At 71.1% G+C, this 18646-nt stretch carries 14 protein-coding genes; 11 read left to right on the top strand and 3 right to left on the bottom strand.

The window, feature by feature from the left end:
* Nucleotides 1-74: 74 nt before the first annotated feature.
* Nucleotides 75-1211: a glycosyltransferase family 4 protein gene (locus QF027_RS11305; protein ID WP_306983552.1), complete on the top strand. Its 1137-nt coding sequence runs from the start codon at nucleotides 75-77 to the stop codon at nucleotides 1209-1211.
* An 18-nt stretch (nucleotides 1212-1229) separates the two neighbouring features.
* Here QF027_RS11305 and QF027_RS11300 read toward each other — a convergent pair whose 3' ends face one another.
* Nucleotides 1230-2873, bottom strand: coding sequence for a PucR family transcriptional regulator (locus QF027_RS11300; protein ID WP_307074267.1), 1644 nt, complete (start codon nucleotides 2871-2873; stop codon nucleotides 1230-1232).
* A 55-nt stretch (nucleotides 2874-2928) separates the two neighbouring features.
* On the opposite strand from QF027_RS11300, the gene QF027_RS11295 reads away from it, so the two are divergent.
* On the top strand, nucleotides 2929-3885 hold the full coding sequence (locus QF027_RS11295; protein WP_307074265.1) for an LLM class F420-dependent oxidoreductase: 957 nt from the start codon (nucleotides 2929-2931) through the stop codon (nucleotides 3883-3885).
* On the opposite strand, the gene QF027_RS11290 is transcribed toward QF027_RS11295, so the two are convergent.
* Together QF027_RS11290 and QF027_RS11285 are read right to left on the bottom strand one after the other, a co-directional pair.
* Entirely contained in the window at nucleotides 3872-5254 is a 1383-nt protein-coding gene (locus QF027_RS11290) for an FAD-binding oxidoreductase (protein WP_307074263.1), read from the bottom strand. The genes QF027_RS11295 and QF027_RS11290 overlap by 14 nt on opposite strands.
* Nucleotides 5255-5352: 98 nt before the next feature.
* Entirely contained in the window at nucleotides 5353-7155 is a 1803-nt protein-coding gene (locus QF027_RS11285; protein WP_306986748.1) for a glycoside hydrolase family 15 protein, read from the bottom strand.
* A gap of 470 nt (nucleotides 7156-7625) precedes the next feature.
* Here QF027_RS11285 and QF027_RS11280 point away from each other — a divergent pair, with 470 nt between their 5' ends.
* The 9 genes from QF027_RS11280 (at nucleotide 7626) to QF027_RS11240 (ending at nucleotide 18524) form a co-directional block, all read left to right on the top strand.
* On the top strand, nucleotides 7626-9290 hold the full coding sequence (locus QF027_RS11280) for a CTP synthase (protein ID WP_306983561.1): 1665 nt from the start codon (nucleotides 7626-7628) through the stop codon (nucleotides 9288-9290).
* An 84-nt stretch (nucleotides 9291-9374) separates the two neighbouring features.
* Nucleotides 9375-10001, top strand: coding sequence for an NUDIX domain-containing protein (locus QF027_RS11275; protein WP_306983562.1), 627 nt, complete (start codon nucleotides 9375-9377; stop codon nucleotides 9999-10001).
* Between the two features lie 283 nt (nucleotides 10002-10284).
* Nucleotides 10285-12348: a tetratricopeptide repeat protein gene (locus QF027_RS11270; protein ID WP_307074261.1), complete on the top strand. Its 2064-nt coding sequence runs from the start codon at nucleotides 10285-10287 to the stop codon at nucleotides 12346-12348.
* Between the two features lie 144 nt (nucleotides 12349-12492).
* Nucleotides 12493-13608 carry an alanine dehydrogenase gene (gene ald / locus QF027_RS11265; RefSeq protein ID WP_306986749.1) on the top strand — a complete coding sequence of 372 codons (1116 nt, stop codon included), beginning with the start codon at nucleotides 12493-12495 and terminating at the stop codon, nucleotides 13606-13608.
* A 413-nt stretch (nucleotides 13609-14021) separates the two neighbouring features.
* Nucleotides 14022-15149, top strand: coding sequence for a ParA family protein (locus QF027_RS11260; protein WP_306983567.1), 1128 nt, complete (start codon nucleotides 14022-14024; stop codon nucleotides 15147-15149).
* Nucleotides 15134-15700: a hypothetical protein gene (locus QF027_RS11255; protein ID WP_306983569.1), complete on the top strand. Its 567-nt coding sequence runs from the start codon at nucleotides 15134-15136 to the stop codon at nucleotides 15698-15700. Before QF027_RS11260 ends, QF027_RS11255 begins: the two co-directional genes overlap by 16 nt.
* An 18-nt stretch (nucleotides 15701-15718) precedes the next feature.
* The gene (locus QF027_RS11250) at nucleotides 15719-16732 is read left to right on the top strand and encodes a segregation and condensation protein A (protein WP_306983571.1); all 1014 of its coding nucleotides are present in this window, start codon (nucleotides 15719-15721) and stop codon (nucleotides 16730-16732) included.
* Complete coding sequence (scpB, locus tag QF027_RS11245) at nucleotides 16729-17382, top strand: SMC-Scp complex subunit ScpB (RefSeq protein WP_306983573.1); 654 nt, start codon at nucleotides 16729-16731, stop codon at nucleotides 17380-17382. The genes QF027_RS11250 and scpB overlap by 4 nt, the downstream gene beginning before the upstream one ends.
* On the top strand, nucleotides 17382-18524 hold the full coding sequence (locus QF027_RS11240; protein ID WP_306983575.1) for a pseudouridine synthase: 1143 nt from the start codon (nucleotides 17382-17384) through the stop codon (nucleotides 18522-18524). Before scpB ends, QF027_RS11240 begins: the two co-directional genes overlap by 1 nt.
* Nucleotides 18525-18646: the final 122 nt, after the last annotated feature.

The following is an 18646-nucleotide window of genomic DNA, read 5'->3' as shown; positions in this document are numbered from 1 at the left end:
GGTACACCCCTCCGCTCGACACCTTCTGTACGTTTCCTCGTGACCGTCCGACCCGAACCAGGAGCCCCGGCCACGTGACCCCCGTGAGCAGCCACTCACCACACGGCCAGTCGCCGCTGCGCACCGTGCAGGTGCTGGGCGGAGGCAATGCCGGCAGCAGCGCGCATGTGCGCTCCCTGACGGCGGGGCTCGTCGCGCGGGGCGTGCGGGTCACGGTGTGCGCCCCCGCCGAGGCGGATCGGGCCTACGACTTCTCCGGGGCCGGTGCCGAGCATGTGCACGTGCCGCGCAGCAGCGACCCCACTTCCGTGGCCGTGCTGCGGGCGGCATGCGCGGACGCCGATCTCGTGCACGCGCACGGGCTGCACGCCTCGTTCCGCGCGGTGCTGGCGCTCAGCGGGCGGCGCACCCCCCTCGTCGTCACCTGGCACGACCGGGCGTACGCCGAGGGCGCGCGGGCCCATTTCGTGCGGCTTCTCGAACGCCGGGTCGTGAGGGCCGCCTCCGTGGTGCTCGGGTCCACCTCGGCGCTCGTGGACCGGGCACGCAGGACCGGTGCCCGGGACGCGCGACTTGCCGCCGTCGCCCTGCCCGGGCCACGCGCAGTCGCCGAGCAGGAGGATCCCGACCGGCTGCGTCCCAAGGTGCGGGCCGAACTCGGCGCTACCGGGCGCCCGTTGCTGATGGCGGTCGGCTCCCTGGACCGGCATCGAGGCTACGAGACCCTGCTGGACGCCACACGCGCGTGGCGCCTTCTCGACCCCGTGCCGCTGGTCGTCATCGCGGGGGAGGGGCCGCTGCGGGCGGTCCTTCAGGGCCGTATCGAGGACGAGGGGCTGCCCGTGCGGCTGATCGGACGGCGCGACGACATCTCCGAACTGCTCGCCGCCGCCGATCTCGCGCTCCTGCCCAGCCGCTGGGAGGCGCGCTCGCTCCTGGCCCAGGAGGCCTTCCACGCGCGCGTGCCGCTCGTCGCGACCGAGGTCGGCGGCATTCCCGAACTCGTCGGCGACGCGGCCGAACTCGTCCCGTACGGCGACCCGGAGGCCCTCGCCGAGGCCGTCGTACGGCTGCTCGGGGATCCCGAGCGCCGGGAGCTGCTCAAGGAGCGGGGGGCGCGGCAGGCGGCGACCTGGCCGACCGAGGACGAGACCGTCGCGCAAGTGTTGAGTGTCTACGACGAGTTGACCCAGCCCCGGCTGCTCATCTGACAGCCCGCCCGAACCGGGCTAGGGCACGTGCCGGCGTGCCCGTAGGGCCAGGCTCAACGCCAGTACCGTCTGCGGGTCGTCGAGGTCCGTGCCGAGCAACTCCCCGATGCGGGCGAGGCGGTTGTAGAGCGTCTGCCGGTTGAGGTGGAGTTCACGGGCCGTCTCCGCCTTGCGGCCCGCGTGCGCCAGATAGGTCTGCAAGGTGGGCAGCAGCGGCGGCTTGGAGCGGTCGTCGTGGGCGCGCAGCGGGCCGATGGCGCGGTCCACGAAGGCTGCCAGGTCCGGGTGGTCGCGCAGCCGCCACAGGAGCAGGTCGATGTCGAGGCGGCGGGCGTCGTACCAGGGGCGGTCCGAAAGACCCTGCGCCGCGGTCGCCGTCTCGGCCGCGTGCCGCAGACCGGCGGAGGCCGCCGCCCAGCTACCGGCGACTGCGACGACCACGACCGGCGGCTGGGCGCCCGGGCGTTGCGTCCCGGCCCGCTCCACTCCCGCCCGCAGCGCTGCCGCGACCCGGTCCGCCACCGCCGACCGCTCCGACTCCGAGCGCAGACCGAGCAGGACGAGCACACGGCCCTCGACGGGGCGTACGCCGAGCAGGACGGGCACGCCGAGCGAGGCCAGCTCCTCGGAGACCGCCCGGGCAAGCACCGCCCAGCCTCCCCCGGCGGTGGAGAGCGTGTCGCCCAGTCGCATCACCACAGGCAGCAGCGGGCCGGTGCCCGGCCGGAAGCCCAGCACGCGGGCCTGTGCCGGCGCGTCCTGCGCGGTGATGCGCCCCTCGGCGAGGTCGGTCAGGAAGTCGCCGCGTCCGCGTGCCGCGAGCTCCTCCTCCTGGCGTGCCTGCATCAGGACGACAGCCAGGATGCCCGCCGCGCGCTCGGCCGCCATGCGGTGCACGGGTGCCAGCGGGGCCCGTACGGGAAGCAGGACCAGCCGCGCCCGTACCGAACCCGCGCCGGGCCCGCCCCCGGGCACGTCCACGAGGACCGAGCCGGACGTCGGCGTGTCCTTGTGCTGGCCGCGCAGTCCCTCCCAGACCTGGAGTGGGTCGGCGCCCTCGGGGCCCTCCCCGGCGGCGTACAGGAGCCGTCCGTCCGTCGTCTCCAGGAAGACCGGGTTGCCGCTGAAGTCGGCCAGGATGCCGAGGGCCTGCGGGACACCGCCGCCGCCCAGCAGGGCCTCCGTGCAGCGGCGGTGCACCTCCTCCGCGCGCTGGAGCAGCGCGTAGTGCCCGTTGACGATCTCGGTGTGGATCTCCTCGGTGACCGCCACGAACGGCACCTCGCGGTGCAGCTGGACGAGCGGAAGGCCGGTCGCGCGGGCGGTGTCGACCAGGGCGGCGGGGAGACGGGTGAAACGCGGGCCCAGCTCGACGACCAGGGCCGCGATGCCGCGCTCGGCCAGGGTGCGGACGAACGCGCGCTGTTCGGCCGGCCGGGTGCCGAGCCCGTAGCCCGTGGTCAGCAGCAGCTCGCCGCCCTTCAGCAGAGAAGCGATGTTCGGGACCTCGCCCGCGTGCACCCAGCGCACGGTCCGGTCCAGCCGGTCCGCACCCGCGAGAACCTCCGGGAGCCCGCTGCGCAGACCGGGCAGCTCCAGCGCGCGCTGCACGGTGATCCCGGCGCCCTGGGTGTCGAAACCGCTGTTCGTAGCGCTGTCCATGAGCCGGACGCTACCCGAGGCGTGCCCGGTGCCGCGGCGGGGCAGCGGCCGGTGCATGGACTTCAGCGTGGTTGCCGTGGCACGGGAGGACGACAGTCCGGTCGAGGAGCCGCTCAGGGTGGCGACGGCCGCCGACCGGCTCGGATACCGGGAGGTGTGGGCCGGGGAAGGGCCGACGTGGGACGCGTTCGTGCTGGCCACGGCGATCGGGCGGGCCACCGAGCGGGTCGCGCTGACCGCGGGCCCGGTCCCGGTGTCGGTACGCGACCCGTACACCTCGGCCCGGGGCGCCGCCTCGGTCGCGGCACTCGTCGGCCGCCCGGTCGGGGTGGCGCTGGGCACGTCCAGCAAGCGGGTGGTCGAGGGCGTGCACGACCGGCCCCGGGTGCGGCCCGCCGCCGTACTGGAAGAGCAGGCGGCAGCCGTACGACGCTTTCTGCACGCTTCTCCGGGCGAACCGGTCGTGCCCGGCAGCCCCTTCCGCCGGCGTCTGCCGCCGCCCGGCGGGCCGCTGACGGTGGCCGCGTTCGGGCCCCGCGCGATCGCCACGGCCGCCGCGCACGCCGACCGCATGCTGCTGGACGTGGTCTCCCCGGAGCAGGTGCGGGCGTTGCGCGCGGAGCTGGACGCGGCGGCCCGGAAGGCAGGCCGTACGCGGCCCATGCTCGCCGCCTGGCTGCCGACGGCCGTCGACCCCGACCCGCGGTCGCTCGCGCAGGTGCTGGGCAGCATCGCCGGATACCTGACCGTGCCGGGTTACAGCGAGGTGTTCGCCGAGGCAGGGTTCGGGGAGGCGGTGAAGCTCGCCGCGAGCGGGGCGGACCGGGAGACCCTGGTGCGGGCCCTGCCGGCGGCGGCCGCGGGCACGGTCGGACTGGTGGGCGACCTGGACGCCGTACGGGCCCGGGTCGACGCCTATACGGAGGCAGGGCTCGACGAGATCGCCCTGGTGCCGGCCACGGCGGGGGACCCGGGTGGCGAGCGCACGCTGACGGCGCTCAGGCCGGCCTGATGTTGTGGTTGAAGCGGAACACGTTGTCCGGGTCGTACCGGCGCTTGACCTCGGACAACCGCCGGGTGTTCTCGGTGCCGACACCGGCCACCACCCGGTCCGCGCCCTCGTCGCCGATGAAGTTGAGATAGACCGCGCCGGTGCTCCACGGCCGGACGTCGGCGCGCACGTCCCGGACCCACTGGACGCAGCGCTCGTCGTCCGCCGGGTCCTCCCAGATCCCGAAGGGGTGCACGACCCACTGCGCGTCCCGGTACGGCACCGGGAACTCGCGGGGCCCGTCGGCGATCGCCCCGCCGAGCGGGAAGAGGACGTGCTGGGTGCCGGTCGGCACCGGCAGGGCCTCCGCGCGGGCGCAGAACGCGTCCACGAAGTCGTCGGGCGCGCCGGTGAGGTACTCCGCCGACCAGTAGTTCCGCATCCCGGGCGGATCGTCGATCATGCACTGGACATCGGCGTACGGCATCGTCCCGACGATCTCCGTCACGTGGGGCAGCGCCAGCAGAGGCTCGGCCGTCTTGCGCAGATCCGACTCGCCGCCGGCGTACGTCAGCAGGGCGCCGCACAGGAGGGTGCCGACCAGGTGCGGCGGTACGAACTCCTCGGGCGGGCCGGTGATGTAGAGCACACCGCCGGACGCCTCGTCCGGTCCTGCCGCGATGACGTCGCGGAAGGTGCGCGTGACCTCGGGGCCGAGCTCCGGGAGGTACAGCAGCAGGGCGATGGAGAACTCGGGCAGTGCGTGGAGCTTCAGCGTCAGGGCGGTGGCGATGCCGAAGTTGCCGCCACCGCCGTGCAGGGCCCAGAACAGGTCCGGGTGGTCGTCGGCGCTCGCGTAGACGCGCTCGCCGTCCGCGGTGACCAGTTCCACACCGAGCAGATTGTCGACGGCCAGTCCGCACCACCGGTCGAGCCAGCCGCTGCCGCCGCCCAGGACGAAGCCGCCGACGCCGGTGGTCGAGGCCCGGCCGCCGGTGGTGGCGAGGCCGTGCGGCTGGCAGGCGCGGTCCAGGTCGCTCATCGTGGCGCCGCCGGCGACGCGCACCGCCTCGGCCGCGGGATCGATGGTGACCGCCCGCATGTGGCGCAGGTCGACGACCAGTCCGCCGTCGTTGAGCGCCATGCCCGCCACGCTGTGACCACCGCCGCGCACCGCGACCGGCAGGTCGACGTCGCGGGCGAAGTGGACGGCCCGGACGACGTCGTCCTCGTTCAAGCACTGTGCGATCACCGCGGGCCGGCGGTCGATCATCGCGTTGAAGACGGTCCGGGCCTCGTCGTAGCCCGGATCGTCCGGGGCGAACACGTCGCCGGCCAGATCCTCGCGCAGCGCGGAGAGTGCCGCGCCCGCCTTCGACGGGGATGCCATGAGGCGCCCCCTTTCGCGCAGGGGCTGATGGATCCCAGCCTAGGCGGGCCCGGCGCTCAGGTCCTGTTCAGCCGCCGGACGTCACCGGTCTGTAAGGGTCAGCCGCCGTACGCGCCCGACGCCGTCAGGCGCAGGGCCGTGTCGATGAGCGGGACGTGGCTGAAGGCCTGGGGGAAGTTGCCCACCTGGCGCTTCTGGCGCGGGTCCCACTCCTCGGCGAGCAGACCGAGGTCGTTGCGGAGCGAGAGGAGCTTTTCGAAGAGCTTCCTCGCCTCGTCCACGCGGCCGATCATCGCGAGGTCGTCCGCCATCCAGAACGAGCAGGCCAGGAAGGCCCCTTCGTCGCCGGGGAGACCGTCGACGTTCTCGTCGCCGCTCGAGGTCGGGTAGCGCAGGATGAATCCGTCCGGCGTGGACAGCTCGCGCTGGATCGCCTCGATGGTGCCGATCACGCGCTTGTCGTCCGGGGGCAGGAAGCCCATCTGCGGGATGAGGAGCAGGCTCGCGTCCAGTTCCTTCGAGCCATAGGACTGCGTGAAGGTGTTGCGCTCCTTGTCGTAGCCCTTCTCGCACACGTCCCGGTGGATGTCGTCGCGCAGTTCGCGCCACTTCTCCAGCGGGCCGTCCGCGTCACCGGACTCGATGAGCTTGATGGTGCGGTCGACGGCGACCCAGGCCATGACCTTGGAGTGCACGAAGTGCCGGCGCGGGCCGCGCACCTCCCAGATGCCCTCGTCCGGCTCGTCCCAGTGCTGCTCCAGGTAGCGGATCAGTTTGAGCTGGAGCAGGGAGGCGTAGTCGTTGCGGGCCAGGCCCGTCATGTGACCGAGATGCAGGGCCTCGGTGACCTCGCCGTACACGTCGAGCTGGAGCTGGTTCGCGGCGCCGTTGCCGACCCGGACCGGGGCGGAGTTCTCGTAGCCGGGCAGCCAGTCGAGCTCGGCCTCGCCCAACTCCCGTTCGCCCGCGATGCCGTACATGATCTGCAGGTTCTCGGGGTCGCCGGCCACTGCCCTGAGGAGCCACTCGCGCCAGGCGCGGGCCTCCTCCCGGTAGCCGGTGCGCAGCAGCGAGGACAGGGTGATGGCCGCGTCGCGCAGCCAGGTGTAGCGGTAGTCCCAGTTGCGGACGCCGCCGACGTCCTCGGGCAGCGAGGTGGTCGGCGCGGCCACGATGCCGCCGGTGGGGGCGTAGGTCAGCGCCTTGAGGGTGATCAGTGAGCGGATGACGGCCTCGCGGTAGGGGCCGTGGTACGTGCAGTGCTCGACCCACTCACGCCAGAAGTCCTCGGTGGCCTCCAGCGACTGCTCCGGCTCTGGCAGCGGCGGCGGCTGCTTGTGCGAGGGCTCCCAGGAGATGGTGAACGCGATCCGGTCACCCGGGGCGACCGTGAAGTCCGAGTACGTCGTCAGGGACTTGCCGTAGGTCTCGCAGTCGGTGTCGAACCACACCGAGTCCGGGCCCGCCACGGCGACCGTGCGCCCCTCGTGCTTGTGGACCCAGGGGACGACCCGGCCGTAGGAGAACCGCATGCGCAGGGCCGAGCGCATCGGGACGCGGCCCGAGACGCCTTCCACGATCCGGATGAGCTGCGGGGCGCCGTCACGCGGGGGCATGAAATCGGTCACTCTGACCGTGCCGCGGGGGGTGTCCCACTCGGATTCGAGGATGAGGGAGTCGCCGCGGTAGCTTCGCCGGGCCGCCGTGGGGGGCTCGGCGTCGGCCGCGTGCGCGGGTCCGAGCCGCCAGAATCCGTGTTCCTCGGTGCCCAGCAGGCCGGCGAAGATGGCATGCGAGTCGAAGCGGGGCAGGCACAGCCAGTCCACCGTGCCGTCCCGGCAGACCAGGGCTGCGGTCTGCATGTCTCCGATGAGTGCGTAATCTTCGATGCGCCCGGCCACGTGCAACTCCAGTCGAACGGCCACGTCACCCCCTCAAGGAAAGAGGGGGCTGTCGCTTGGTGCGGTCAAGGGGGTCGTTGTAATGCGTCGTTGAGCGGTGAAGCAAAACAGTCCTGCCGCTGTGAGGCAAAACGACAACTGTTGCTCAACGAACTGACGAGCTCTCGTTGTTCCGGCGCTTACGGGTGGGGTGGTCCCGAGTTTCCGGCCGGGCTCGGCAGTGAGTGTCCGAGCAGGATACGACGCACGTAGATGATCTGCGTGCCGCTCCGGGCAACGCGGCTGCGCCGAACGGGTGAGCAACGGGTGAGAAACGGGTGTGTTGGTGCGGGTCCGTGTCGGCGTGTGCGCGGAGCGTGGCCGGAAGCCATCTCCCCGAGGCGCTGATACCCTGGTAGCCCGTGGACCGGTGGGCGCCTGACCCCCGAACCGCACCTCCAGATCGCGACCACGGGAGCCCCCTCTTGGCCATGACCGCTGCTTTTCGAAACAGCACAGCCACGACGACCAAGCACATCTTCGTCACTGGGGGTGTCGCCTCCTCGCTCGGCAAGGGTCTGACGGCCTCCAGCCTCGGCATGCTGCTCAAGGCGCGGGGCCTGCGCGTCGTGATGCAGAAGCTCGACCCGTACCTCAACGTCGACCCGGGCACGATGAACCCCTTCCAGCACGGTGAGGTGTTCGTCACCAACGACGGCGCCGAGACCGACCTGGACATCGGCCACTACGAGCGCTTCCTCGACCGTGACCTCGACGGCTCCGCCAACGTCACCACCGGCCAGGTGTACAACACGGTGATCGCCAAGGAGCGGCGCGGTGAGTACCTGGGCGACACCGTGCAGGTCATCCCGCACATCACCAACGAGATCAAGCACCGCATCCGCCGCATGGCGACGGACGAGGTGGACGTCGTGATCACGGAGGTCGGCGGCACCGTCGGCGACATCGAGTCGCTGCCCTTCCTGGAGACCGTCCGCCAGGTCCGGCACGAGGTCGGCCGTGACAACGTCTTCGTCGTCCACATCTCGCTCCTGCCGTACATCGGTCCCTCGGGGGAGCTGAAGACGAAGCCCACCCAGCACTCGGTTGCGGCCCTCAGGAACATCGGTATCCAGCCGGACGCGATCGTCCTGCGGTCCGACCGCGAGGTGCCGGCCGCGATCAAGCGCAAGATCTCGCTGATGTGCGACGTCGACGAGGCCGCCGTGGTCGCCTGCCCCGACGCCCGTTCGATCTACGACATCCCGAAGACCGTGCACGGCGAGGGTCTGGACGCCTATGTGGTCCGCAAGCTGGACCTGCCGTTCCGGGACGTGGACTGGACGACCTGGGACGACCTGCTCGACCGCGTCCACAACCCCGACCACGAGGTCACCCTCGCCCTGGTCGGCAAGTACATCGACCTGCCCGACGCCTATCTCTCGGTCACCGAGGCGCTGCGCGCGGGCGGCTTCGCCAACAAGGCCCGCGTGAAGATCAAGTGGGTCACCTCCGACGACTGCAAGACCCCGGCCGGCGCCGCCGCGCAGCTCGGTGACGTCGACGGCGTCTGCATCCCGGGCGGCTTCGGCGACCGCGGTGTGCTCGGCAAGGTCGGCGCGATCCAGTACGCCCGCGAGAACCGGATCCCGCTGCTGGGTCTCTGTCTGGGTCTGCAGTGCATCGTGATCGAGGCCGCGCGCAACCTCGCCGACATCCCGGACGCCAACTCCACCGAGTTCGACTCGGCCACCGGCCACCCGGTCATCTCCACCATGGCCGAGCAGCTCGACATCGTCGCCGGTGAGGGCGACATGGGCGGCACCATGCGGCTCGGCATGTACCCGGCCAAGCTCGCCGAGGGCTCCATCGTCCGTGAGGTGTACGACGGCAAGGAGTACGTCGAGGAGCGGCACCGTCACCGCTACGAGGTGAACAACGCCTACCGAGCCGAGCTCGAGAAGAAGGCGGGCATCCTGTTCTCGGGCACCTCGCCGGACGGCAAGCTCGTCGAGTACGTCGAGTACCCGCGCGACGTCCACCCGTATCTGGTCGCCACGCAGGCCCACCCCGAGCTGCGCTCGCGTCCCACCAGGCCGCACCCGCTGTTCGCCGGCCTGGTGAAGGCCGCGGTCGAGCGGCAGAGTTCCAAGTAGCACGACAGTTGTACGGTGGCCGGGGCACACGCATTCAAAGGCGAGTGCCCCGGCTTCTTTTGCGCACGTGGGGAAGGACAGGGAATGACGATCAAGGATGCCCCGGAGGAGTGGGAGATCCGGGCGACGGAGACCCCCTTCGTGGGCAACAAGACCTCCGTCCGCACGGACGAGGTGGTCATGCCCGACGGATCGGTGGTCCGCAGGGACTACCAGGTCCACCCGGGTTCCGTGGCCGTCCTCGCCCTCGACGACGAGGACCGGGTCCTGCTCATCCGGCAGTACCGGCACCCCGTACGGCAGAAGCTGTGGGAGATCCCCGCGGGGCTGTTGGACGTGCCCGGTGAGAATCCGCTGCATGCGGCCCAGCGGGAGCTGTATGAGGAGGCGCACGTCAAGGCGGAGGACTGGCGGGTGCTGACGGATGTCTACACCTCGCCCGGGGGGTGCGACGAGGCGATCCGGATCTTCCTGGCCCGGGGGCTGTCCGAGGCCGAGGAGGAGCGGTTCGCGGTCGAGGACGAGGAGATCGATCTGGAGTACGCGCGCGTGCCGGTGTCCGAGCTGGTGCGGGGGGTGCTTGCCGGGGAGCTGCACAACAACTGCCTGGTGGTGGGGGTGCTTTCACTCGTCGCCGCGCGGGCCTCCGGCGGGTTGGACGGGTTGCGGGCGGCTGAGGCGCAGTGGCCTGCGCGGCCGTTCGAGGCGTGAGGTTTTCCGGGATTCGCCGTTCGGGCGCGGTTCGTTGCGGAGTGTCGGCTGCGTTGTGGCTGGTCGCGCCCACGCGGCGGAGCCGCATATCGATACAGCCCCGCGCCCCTGGCGGTACTGCCGAGACCGGCGATCCTATGATCCGTTGATCCGATCGAGGGACTCCCGCGGCCCCGCCGCCCCGCTCTGCCGGGACCGTTGCACAGCGTGAACTAGGCTCTGAAAAGCCCGAACCGGGGTCACCGGCGGGCTTTGCGCGTGCGGTGGGACGGGAGTGTGGCCCGTGACGGATCAGGCGGTGGACACAGGCGGTGTACGGCTGTCGGGCGAGGGCCAATTCCTTGGGCGGACGCGAGAGTTGAAGGAGCTGCTCGCCGACATCGAGCGGGCGGGACTCGACACGCTGTCCGGCAAGAAGGCACCCCGCGCGCGCGTGCTGCTCATCGCGGGGCGCCCCGGATCCGGCCGTACCGCACTCGCCGAGGAACTCGTCCGGGCGGTAGCTGACCGTTACGACGACGGGTTGCTGCGCGCCCGGCTGAGCGAGCCGGACGGCACCCCCGTGCCGGTCGGGAACTCCGCCCGTGAACTGCTCACCGCGCTCGACGTGGCGGCGCCCGCCGGGGCCGCCGAGGACGACCTCACGGCGGTGCTGCGCGAGGCGCTCGCCGACCGGCGCTCGCTGCTCCTGCTCGACGACGCGGTGGCCGCGGAACAGGTGGACGCCCTGCTTCCGGATGCTCCGGAATGCCTGGTCGTGGCCGTCTCAGGAGGTCCGCTGACCGGGATCGCGGACGTTCGCCCGTGCACCCTCGGCGGCCTCGACACCAAGGCCGCGCTGGAGTTGCTGTCCCGGCACACCGGGTCGGTCCGCATCACCGTCGACCCGCGCGCCGCCGAGGGCCTGGTCGAGGAGTGCCAGGGCCACCCCGCCGCGCTGATGCTGGCGGGAGGCTGGCTCGCCGCCCGCCCTACGGCGGCCGTCGCCGATCTGGCCAAACATCTGCACACGGAGAGTGACGAAGGGAGTCCCCTCAGCCGGGTCTTCAAGCTCGTCTACACGTCCCTTCCCGCCCCGGCCGCGCGGATACTGCGACTGCTCTCCCTGGCCCCCGCAGGCCTCGTCGATCCGCACACCGCCTCCGCGCTCGCCGGCTGCTCGGTGAGCGGCGCCCGCTCCACCCTGGACGACTTCGTCGCCCTCGGTCTGCTGCACGCCGTGGAGTCACCGCTGCCGCAGTACGAGGTCCCCGGCTGCCTGTACCCCCTGCTCAAGGCCCTTGCCGACACTCAGGACCGCCCGGCCGAGCTGCAGCTGGCCCGGGCTCGCATGCTGGAGCGGACCGTACGGCTGCTCCAGTCCTCCCGCGCGATCACCGAGACCGACAGCCCCGACTCCCGCGAGAAGCTCCAGGGCATGCCGCCCTCGGTGCGCTTCCCTAACCCCAGGGCGGCCGAGGACTGGCTGCGCGCCCGCAGGCCGGCCCTGCTCGCCGCGGCCCGCCACGCGGTCGCCGACGGGGAGCTGGACACCCTGGCCCGGCGCTTGATGTCGCAGCTCGTGCGCGCGATGGTGGCCCACTTCGGCATGAAGGCCGCCGCCCCCGACCTCTACGGCATCCACGGCCTGGTCCTCGACGTGGCCGAGCGGCGTGCCCTGCCGCGTGAGAAGGCCGCCGCCCTGCTGAACCTCGCCGACCTGGACGCCCAGACCGGCCGGACCCGGGAGGCACTGGCGCGCTATCGGGCGGCCCTGGACGCCGGACGGGAGGCAAATGACCCGTACGCGACCGGCCGCGCGATGGAATCCGTAGGCGGCGCGCACCTGGAGCTCGGGGACTACGACCGGGCCGCCGACTGGTTCGGCCGGGCCCTCGCCCAGCGACTGGCCCGGGACGAGCGCGCGGAGGCCGCCCGGCTGTACGGCCGTATCGCCGCCGCGCACACCTACGCGGGCCGCTACGGCGAGGCGGTCAGGAACTGGCGGGCCGCGCTCGCCGGACACCGCAAGAACGGCGATGTGGCCGCGCACGCACGGGCGTTGAGCGAACTCGCCCGCGTCCAGGAGTATGCCGGACACCCAGAGGAGTGCCTGCGCACCTGCCAGGAGGCCGTGGAGTGGGCGCGGCGCGCCGAGGACGTCCGGCTGCAGGCCGCGCTCCAGCTGCGGCTCGCCGACACGCTGGACCGTCTCGGCGATCCCGCCGCCGCCCAGCTGCACCGCGGCGCGGCCGAACGGCTGCTGGGCGAGGAGCTTTCCGAGGAGGAACCAGGGTCTCAGCAGGTCGACGAGCCGAAACAAGACGCTGATGCCTGCGAAATCCGTAGTACATCCGCAGAGGATTGATGCAATGAAAGGCTAGACAGCGGGAACACCTTCATTAGACTGGCTCTGCCGCACCTTCTCCTGCGGTGTCTCCTGGTGTGCTCACGCATGCCCGGGTATGTGTTGTATTGCCCCACACACTCTGAGCCAAGGACCGTGATCCACGTGAAGGTCGGCATCCCCCGCGAGGTCAAGAACAACGAGTTCCGGGTGGCCATCACCCCCGCCGGTGTGCACGAGCTGGTGCGCCACGGCCACCAGGTTGTCATCGAGCGGGGCGCCGGCGTCGGTTCCTCCATCCCGGACGAGGAGTACGTCGCCGAGGGCGCCCGGATCCTGGACACCGCCGACGAGGTGTGGGCCGACGCCGACCTGCTGCTGAAGGTCAAGGAGCCCGTCGCCGAGGAGTACCACCGCCTCCGCAAGGACCAGACGCTCTTCACCTACCTGCACCTGGCCGCCTCCAAGGAGTGCACCGACGCGCTGATCGAGTCCGGCACCACGGCGATCGCCTACGAGACCGTCGAACTGCCCTCGCGTGCGCTCCCGCTGCTCGCCCCGATGTCCGAGGTCGCGGGCCGGCTCGCCCCACAGGTCGGCGCCTACCACCTCATGCGCTCGGTCGGCGGCCGCGGTGTCCTCCCGGGCGGCGTCCCCGGCACCCAGCCCGCCCGGGCCGTCGTCATCGGCGGCGGTGTCTCCGGCTGGAACGCCACCCAGATCGCCGTCGGCATGGGCTTCCACGTCACGCTGCTCGACCGCGACATCAACAAGCTCCGCGAGGCCGACAAGGTGTTCGGCACCAAGGTCCGGGCGATCATGTCCAACGCCTTCGAGCTGGAGAAGGCCGTCCTGGACGCCGACCTCGTCATCGGCGCGGTTCTCATCCCGGGCGCCAAGGCCCCGAAGCTGGTCACCAACGAGCTCGTCGCGCGGATGAAGCCCGGAAGTGTCCTTGTCGACATCGCGATCGACCAGGGCGGCTGCTTCGAGGACTCGCGTCCCACCACCCACGCCGAGCCGACCTTCCAGGTCCACGACTCGGTCTTCTACTGCGTCGCCAACATGCCCGGCGCGGTGCCCAACACCTCCACCTACGCGCTCACCAACGCGACGCTGCCCTACATCGTCGAACTCGCCGACCGGGGCTGGGTGGAGGCCCTGCGCCGCGACCCGGCGTTGGCCAAGGGGCTCAACACCCATGACGGCAAGGTCGCTTACCGAGAGGTCGCGGAGGCGCACGGCCTGGAGCACGTGGAGCTCGAGACGCTGCTCGGCTGAGGCTGTGACCTGCCTGGATAGCTAAGTCACCTTTTCGTGAAGGCGATACGTCAACAAGGCGCGTCAACGAGGCACATGCGGCCGGACCTTGCCCCACAAGGTCCGGCCGGATGTGTGTATGGTCACTTTGCGACTCTCGGTCAACTCGCGTCGAACGTAACCCTTGAACCGATTCGTACACCGGCGAAACCTGCCGTGCGACTGCCGTACGCCCTTGACAGCGGGATGTTTCATTGCCGACACATCCTGCCGGGTCCGGTGGATTGTGTTGCTGTGAACACCCGACACGCCATAGAGTCGCCAACCGTCGGCATGGTGCCACGCTGACCTTGTCTAGAAGTTTCCTGGTCTCCAAGGAGGTAAGACGACTTGTGAATGAGTCGACATTTTCTCCCGGGGGTGGTCAACCAGGAATGCCTGCCGGGGCCCAGAGCCCCGCGGGGTTCGAGGCTGTCGGCTCCGTCGCGGTGCGCACCTTCGCAGCCCGTCAGAGTCCGCCGACCGTGCGGACAGCACACCAGAGCATGGATGGCCATCACGTGAACGCCATGGCCGGCGACGGAAGTGGCGCGCCCCACAACCACTTCGCCGACTACGACGAACTGCCCGAGGGGCACTTCTACGACCCCGACGCCGAGTACGAGCCGGATCCGGAGTACGCGGCCACGCTCGCGCCCGACGCGGCCCGACAGCGCCGTGAGCGCGTGGGACCGACGGGGCGGCCGCTGCCGTACTTCCCGATCCCGGGCCCGCTGACCGACCACGGCCCCGCGAAGATCATCGCGATGTGCAACCAGAAGGGCGGCGTCGGCAAGACGACGTCGACCATCAACCTGGGTGCCGCGCTCGCGGAGTACGGCCGGCGTGTGCTGCTCGTGGACTTCGACCCGCAGGGCGCGCTGTCGGTGGGTCTCGGTGTCAACCCGATGGAGCTCGACCTCACCGTCTACAACCTGCTCATGGAGCGGGGCATGGCGGCCGACGAGGTCCTGCTGAAGACCGCGGTCCCCAACATGGACCTGCTGCCGAGCAATATCGACTTGTCGGCGGCGGAGGTCCAGCTGGTCTCCGAGGTCGCCCGCGAGTCGACATTGCAGCGTGCCCTGAAGCCGCTCATGGCCGACTACGACTACATCGTGATCGACTGTCAGCCCTCGCTCGGCCTCCTCACGGTCAACGCCCTGACGGCCGCGCACAAGGTGATAGTCCCTCTGGAGTGCGAGTTCTTCGCCCTGCGTGGTGTCGCACTGCTGACGGAGACCATCGAGAAGGTCCAGGAGCGGCTCAACCCGGACCTGGAGCTCGACGGGATCCTCGCCACGATGTACGACTCGCGCACCGTGCACAGCCGTGAAGTGCTCGCGCGCGTAGTCGAGGCGTTCGACGATCACGTCTACCACACGGTCATCGGGCGCACGGTCCGCTTCCCGGAGACCACGGTCGCCGGTGAGCCGATCACCACCTACGCCTCCAACTCCGTCGGTGCCGCCGCCTATCGCCAGCTCGCCAGGGAGGTGCTCGCCCGGTGTCACGCCGAGTGAGTCTGCCGGGGGCCGACGAACTGTTCCGTACGACAGGGGGGATGGCGCTCCAGGCGTCCACTCCCCGGCGGGGGACCAACGGCGAGGCCCGGGTGCCGGCTCCCGCGGGGGAGCCGGACGGGGCGGCGGCCGAGGACGCGCCGCAGTCCGTGCCCGCGCAGGGCGGGGACGGCGACGGGGCGGAGCACGTCGCGGCCGACGCCGAGGCGGGCGAGTCCCGTAGCCGGGCCGCCACCGCGGAGCGCTCCGGGCCACGTCAGGAGGCGCAGGAAGGTTCTGCCCAGGCCTCCGGTGGCCAGCAGCGCGGCAAGCGCGGTCGCTCTCCCTCCCGGCGTCCCAGCGGGCGGGAACGGCACGACGAGAAGATCACCGTGTACGTGTCCGCCGAGGAGCTCATGGATCTGGAGCACGCGCGTCTGGTGCTCCGGGGTGAGCACGGGCTCGCGGTGGACCGCGGTCGGATCGTGCGGGAGGCGGTCGCCGTGGTGCTGGCGGATCTGGAGTCCCGTGGGGACGCGAGTATTCTCGTCCGCCGGCTGCGTGGGCGGTAGCGGTAGCCTGCGGGGGCTATGACCTCGAACGACGTTCCCGTGCCCGGCGGCTCCGCCGGCCGTCGGCGTGTGCTCGGCCGGGGGCCGGGAGCCGAGCCGGTCGCCTCACCGGTTGAGGTGGACAGCGAGCCGGCTGAGGTGGACAGCGAGCCGGTCGAGGCGGAGAGTGAGCAGGTCGCCGAGGCCGAGGCTCCGGCCGGGACCGGCGAGCGGGAAGAGGCCTTTGACGGTGTCTTCAAAGTTCGGCTGGCCAACTTCGAGGGGCCCTTCGATCTGCTGCTCCAGCTGATCTCGAAGCACAAGCTCGACGTCACCGAGGTGGCGCTCTCCAAGGTCACCGACGAGTTCATGGCGTACATCCGCGCCATGGGTCCGGACTGGGATCTCGACGAGACGACCGAGTTCCTCGTCGTCGCCGCCACTCTCCTCGACCTCAAGGCGGCTCGGCTGCTGCCGGCCGCGCAGGTGGAGGACGAGGCCGACCTGGCACTCCTCGAAGCGCGGGACCTGCTCTTCGCACGGCTGCTGCAGTACCGCGCGTACAAGCAGATCGCCGACATCTTCAACCGGCGTCTCGACGAGGAGGCCCGGCGTTACCCCCGTACCGTCGGACTGGAACCGCACCACGCCGAGCTGCTGCCCGAGGTCGTCATCAGCATCGGGGCGGAGGGATTCGCGAAGCTCGCCGTGAAGGCGATGCAGCCCAGGCCCAAGCCCCAGGTGTACGTCGATCACATCCACGCGCCCCTGGTGAGCGTCCAGGAGCAGGCGGGGATCGTGGTCGCGCGGCTCAGGGAGCTCGGTGAGGCCAGCTTCCGTCTGCTGGTGGAGGATGCCGACGGCACCCTGACCGTCGTGGCGCGCTTTCTGGCGCTGCTGGAGCTGTATCGCGAGAAGGCCGTGGCGCTGGACCAGGAGACCGCGCTCGGGGAGCTGGTCGTGCGGTGGACCGGCGGTGCGGGGGAGACCGAACCGGTGGTGACGGACGAGTTCGACCGACCGCCCGAGCCGCCCAAGGAGGACAAGGCGTGAGCGAGGAGACCACCGAGCTGCCGGCGGGGCCGCCGGGCGTCGCCGACCTCGATCTGAAGCCGGCGCTGGAGGCCGTCCTGATGGTCGTGGACGAGCCCGCGACCGAGGAGCACCTGTCGAAGATCCTGGAGCGGCCCAAGCGGCAGATCGCCAAGGCGCTCAGGGAGCTGGCCGACGACTACACCGTGCAGCGGCGCGGTTTCGAGTTGCGGTACGTCGCCGGCGGCTGGCGTTTCTACACCCGCGCCGAGTACGCCGCGGCCGTGGAGCGGTTCGTCCTGGACGGCCAGCAGGCCCGGCTCACCCAGGCGGCGCTGGAGACGCTGGCGGTGGTCGCGTACCGCCAGCCGGTCAGCCGCAGCCGGGTCTCCGCGGTGCGCGGAGTGAACTGTGACGGGGTGATGCGCACCCTGCTCCAGCGGGGTCTGGTCGCGGAGGCGGGCACGGAACCCGAAACAGGTGCGATCCTGTACGTGACGACGAACTACTTTCTGGAGCGGATGGGCCTGCGCGGTCTGGACGAGCTCCCGGAGCTCGCGCCCTTCCTCCCGGAGGCGGAGGCGATCGAGGCCGAGACACAGGAAGCCGTACCGTCGTTCGATCCGGACGCCCCGGATTCCGAGGACGCAGACGACAAGACGGAACTTTGATGCGAAGCAGCAGCGGCAGGAACAGCAGCGGAAACAACGGCGGGAGCCGTGGTGGCAACAGCGGCGGCCGCGGCGGGAGCAGCGGTGGCCGCGGGGGGAGCGGCGGTGGCCGCGGTAACTTCCGCGGGGCCGGGAACGACCGCGACGACAAGCAGGGCGGCCGGCCGAAGAACCCCCGCCCCGAGGAGCGGCGCTACGACGTGGGCCCCGGCGGCACCCACGACGGACCGAAGACCGGGCGCGGTGCCTCCGCGCGCGGCGGTGCCAAGGGCGGGCCGAAGCAGGGCCAGAACACCGGGCGCGGCCGTTCGGTGCCGGCGACCTCCCGCGAGTACGAGGCGCGGGCCGAGGAGCGCAACCGTGAGCGGTACGCCGGCAAGAAGGACGTGAAGCCGCCGAAGACCTTCCCGGGCGCCGAGCAGGAGGGCGAGCGGCTGCAGAAGATCCTCGCGCGCGCGGGCTACGGCTCCCGCCGGGCCTGCGAGGAGCTCATCGAGCAGGCGCGGGTCGAGGTCAACGGCGAGATCGTCCTGGAGCAGGGCAAGCGGGTCGACCCGGAGAAGGACGAGGTCAGGGTCGACGGCCTGACGGTGGCGACGCAGTCGTACCAGTTCTTCTCGCTGAACAAGCCCGCAGGTGTCGTCTCGACGATGGAGGACAACGAGGGCCGGCAGTGCCTCGGGGACTACGTCACCAACCGTGAGACGCGGCTCTTCCACGTGGGGCGGCTCGACACCGAGACCGAGGGCGTCATCCTGCTCACCAACCACGGCGAGCTGGCCCACCGGCTGACCCACCCCAAGTACGGCGTGAAGAAGGTCTACCTCGCGCACATCGTGGGCCCGATCCCGCGCGACCTGGGCAAGCAGCTCAAGGACGGCATCCAGCTGGAGGACGGGTACGCGAAGGCGGACCACTTCCGGGTCGTGGAGCAGACCGGCAAGAACTACCTCGTCGAGGTCACCCTCCACGAGGGCCGCAAGCACATCGTCCGCCGTATGCTCGCCGAGGCGGGCTTCCCGGTCGACAAGCTGGTGCGGGTCGCCTTCGGCCCCATCACCCTGGGCGACCAGAAGTCGGGCTGGCTGCGGCGGCTGTCCAACACCGAGGTCGGCATGCTGATGAAGGAAGTCGACCTGTAGTCCCCACGGACACACACGCGCGTGCGGCCGGTTCCGGAAGTCTCCCGGGCCGGCCGATGCGTTTTCGCCCTCCCCGCGGTCTGTATCCGTGACGGAGGGAGCGGGGATGGACGGAGTGGGCA

Source organism: Streptomyces canus, assembly GCF_030816965.1.
GTDB classification, from domain to species: Bacteria; Actinomycetota; Actinomycetes; order Streptomycetales; family Streptomycetaceae; genus Streptomyces; species Streptomyces canus_E.
Note: the sequence above shows the minus strand (reverse complement) of the source record. Positions and strands in the feature narration are given on the sequence as shown.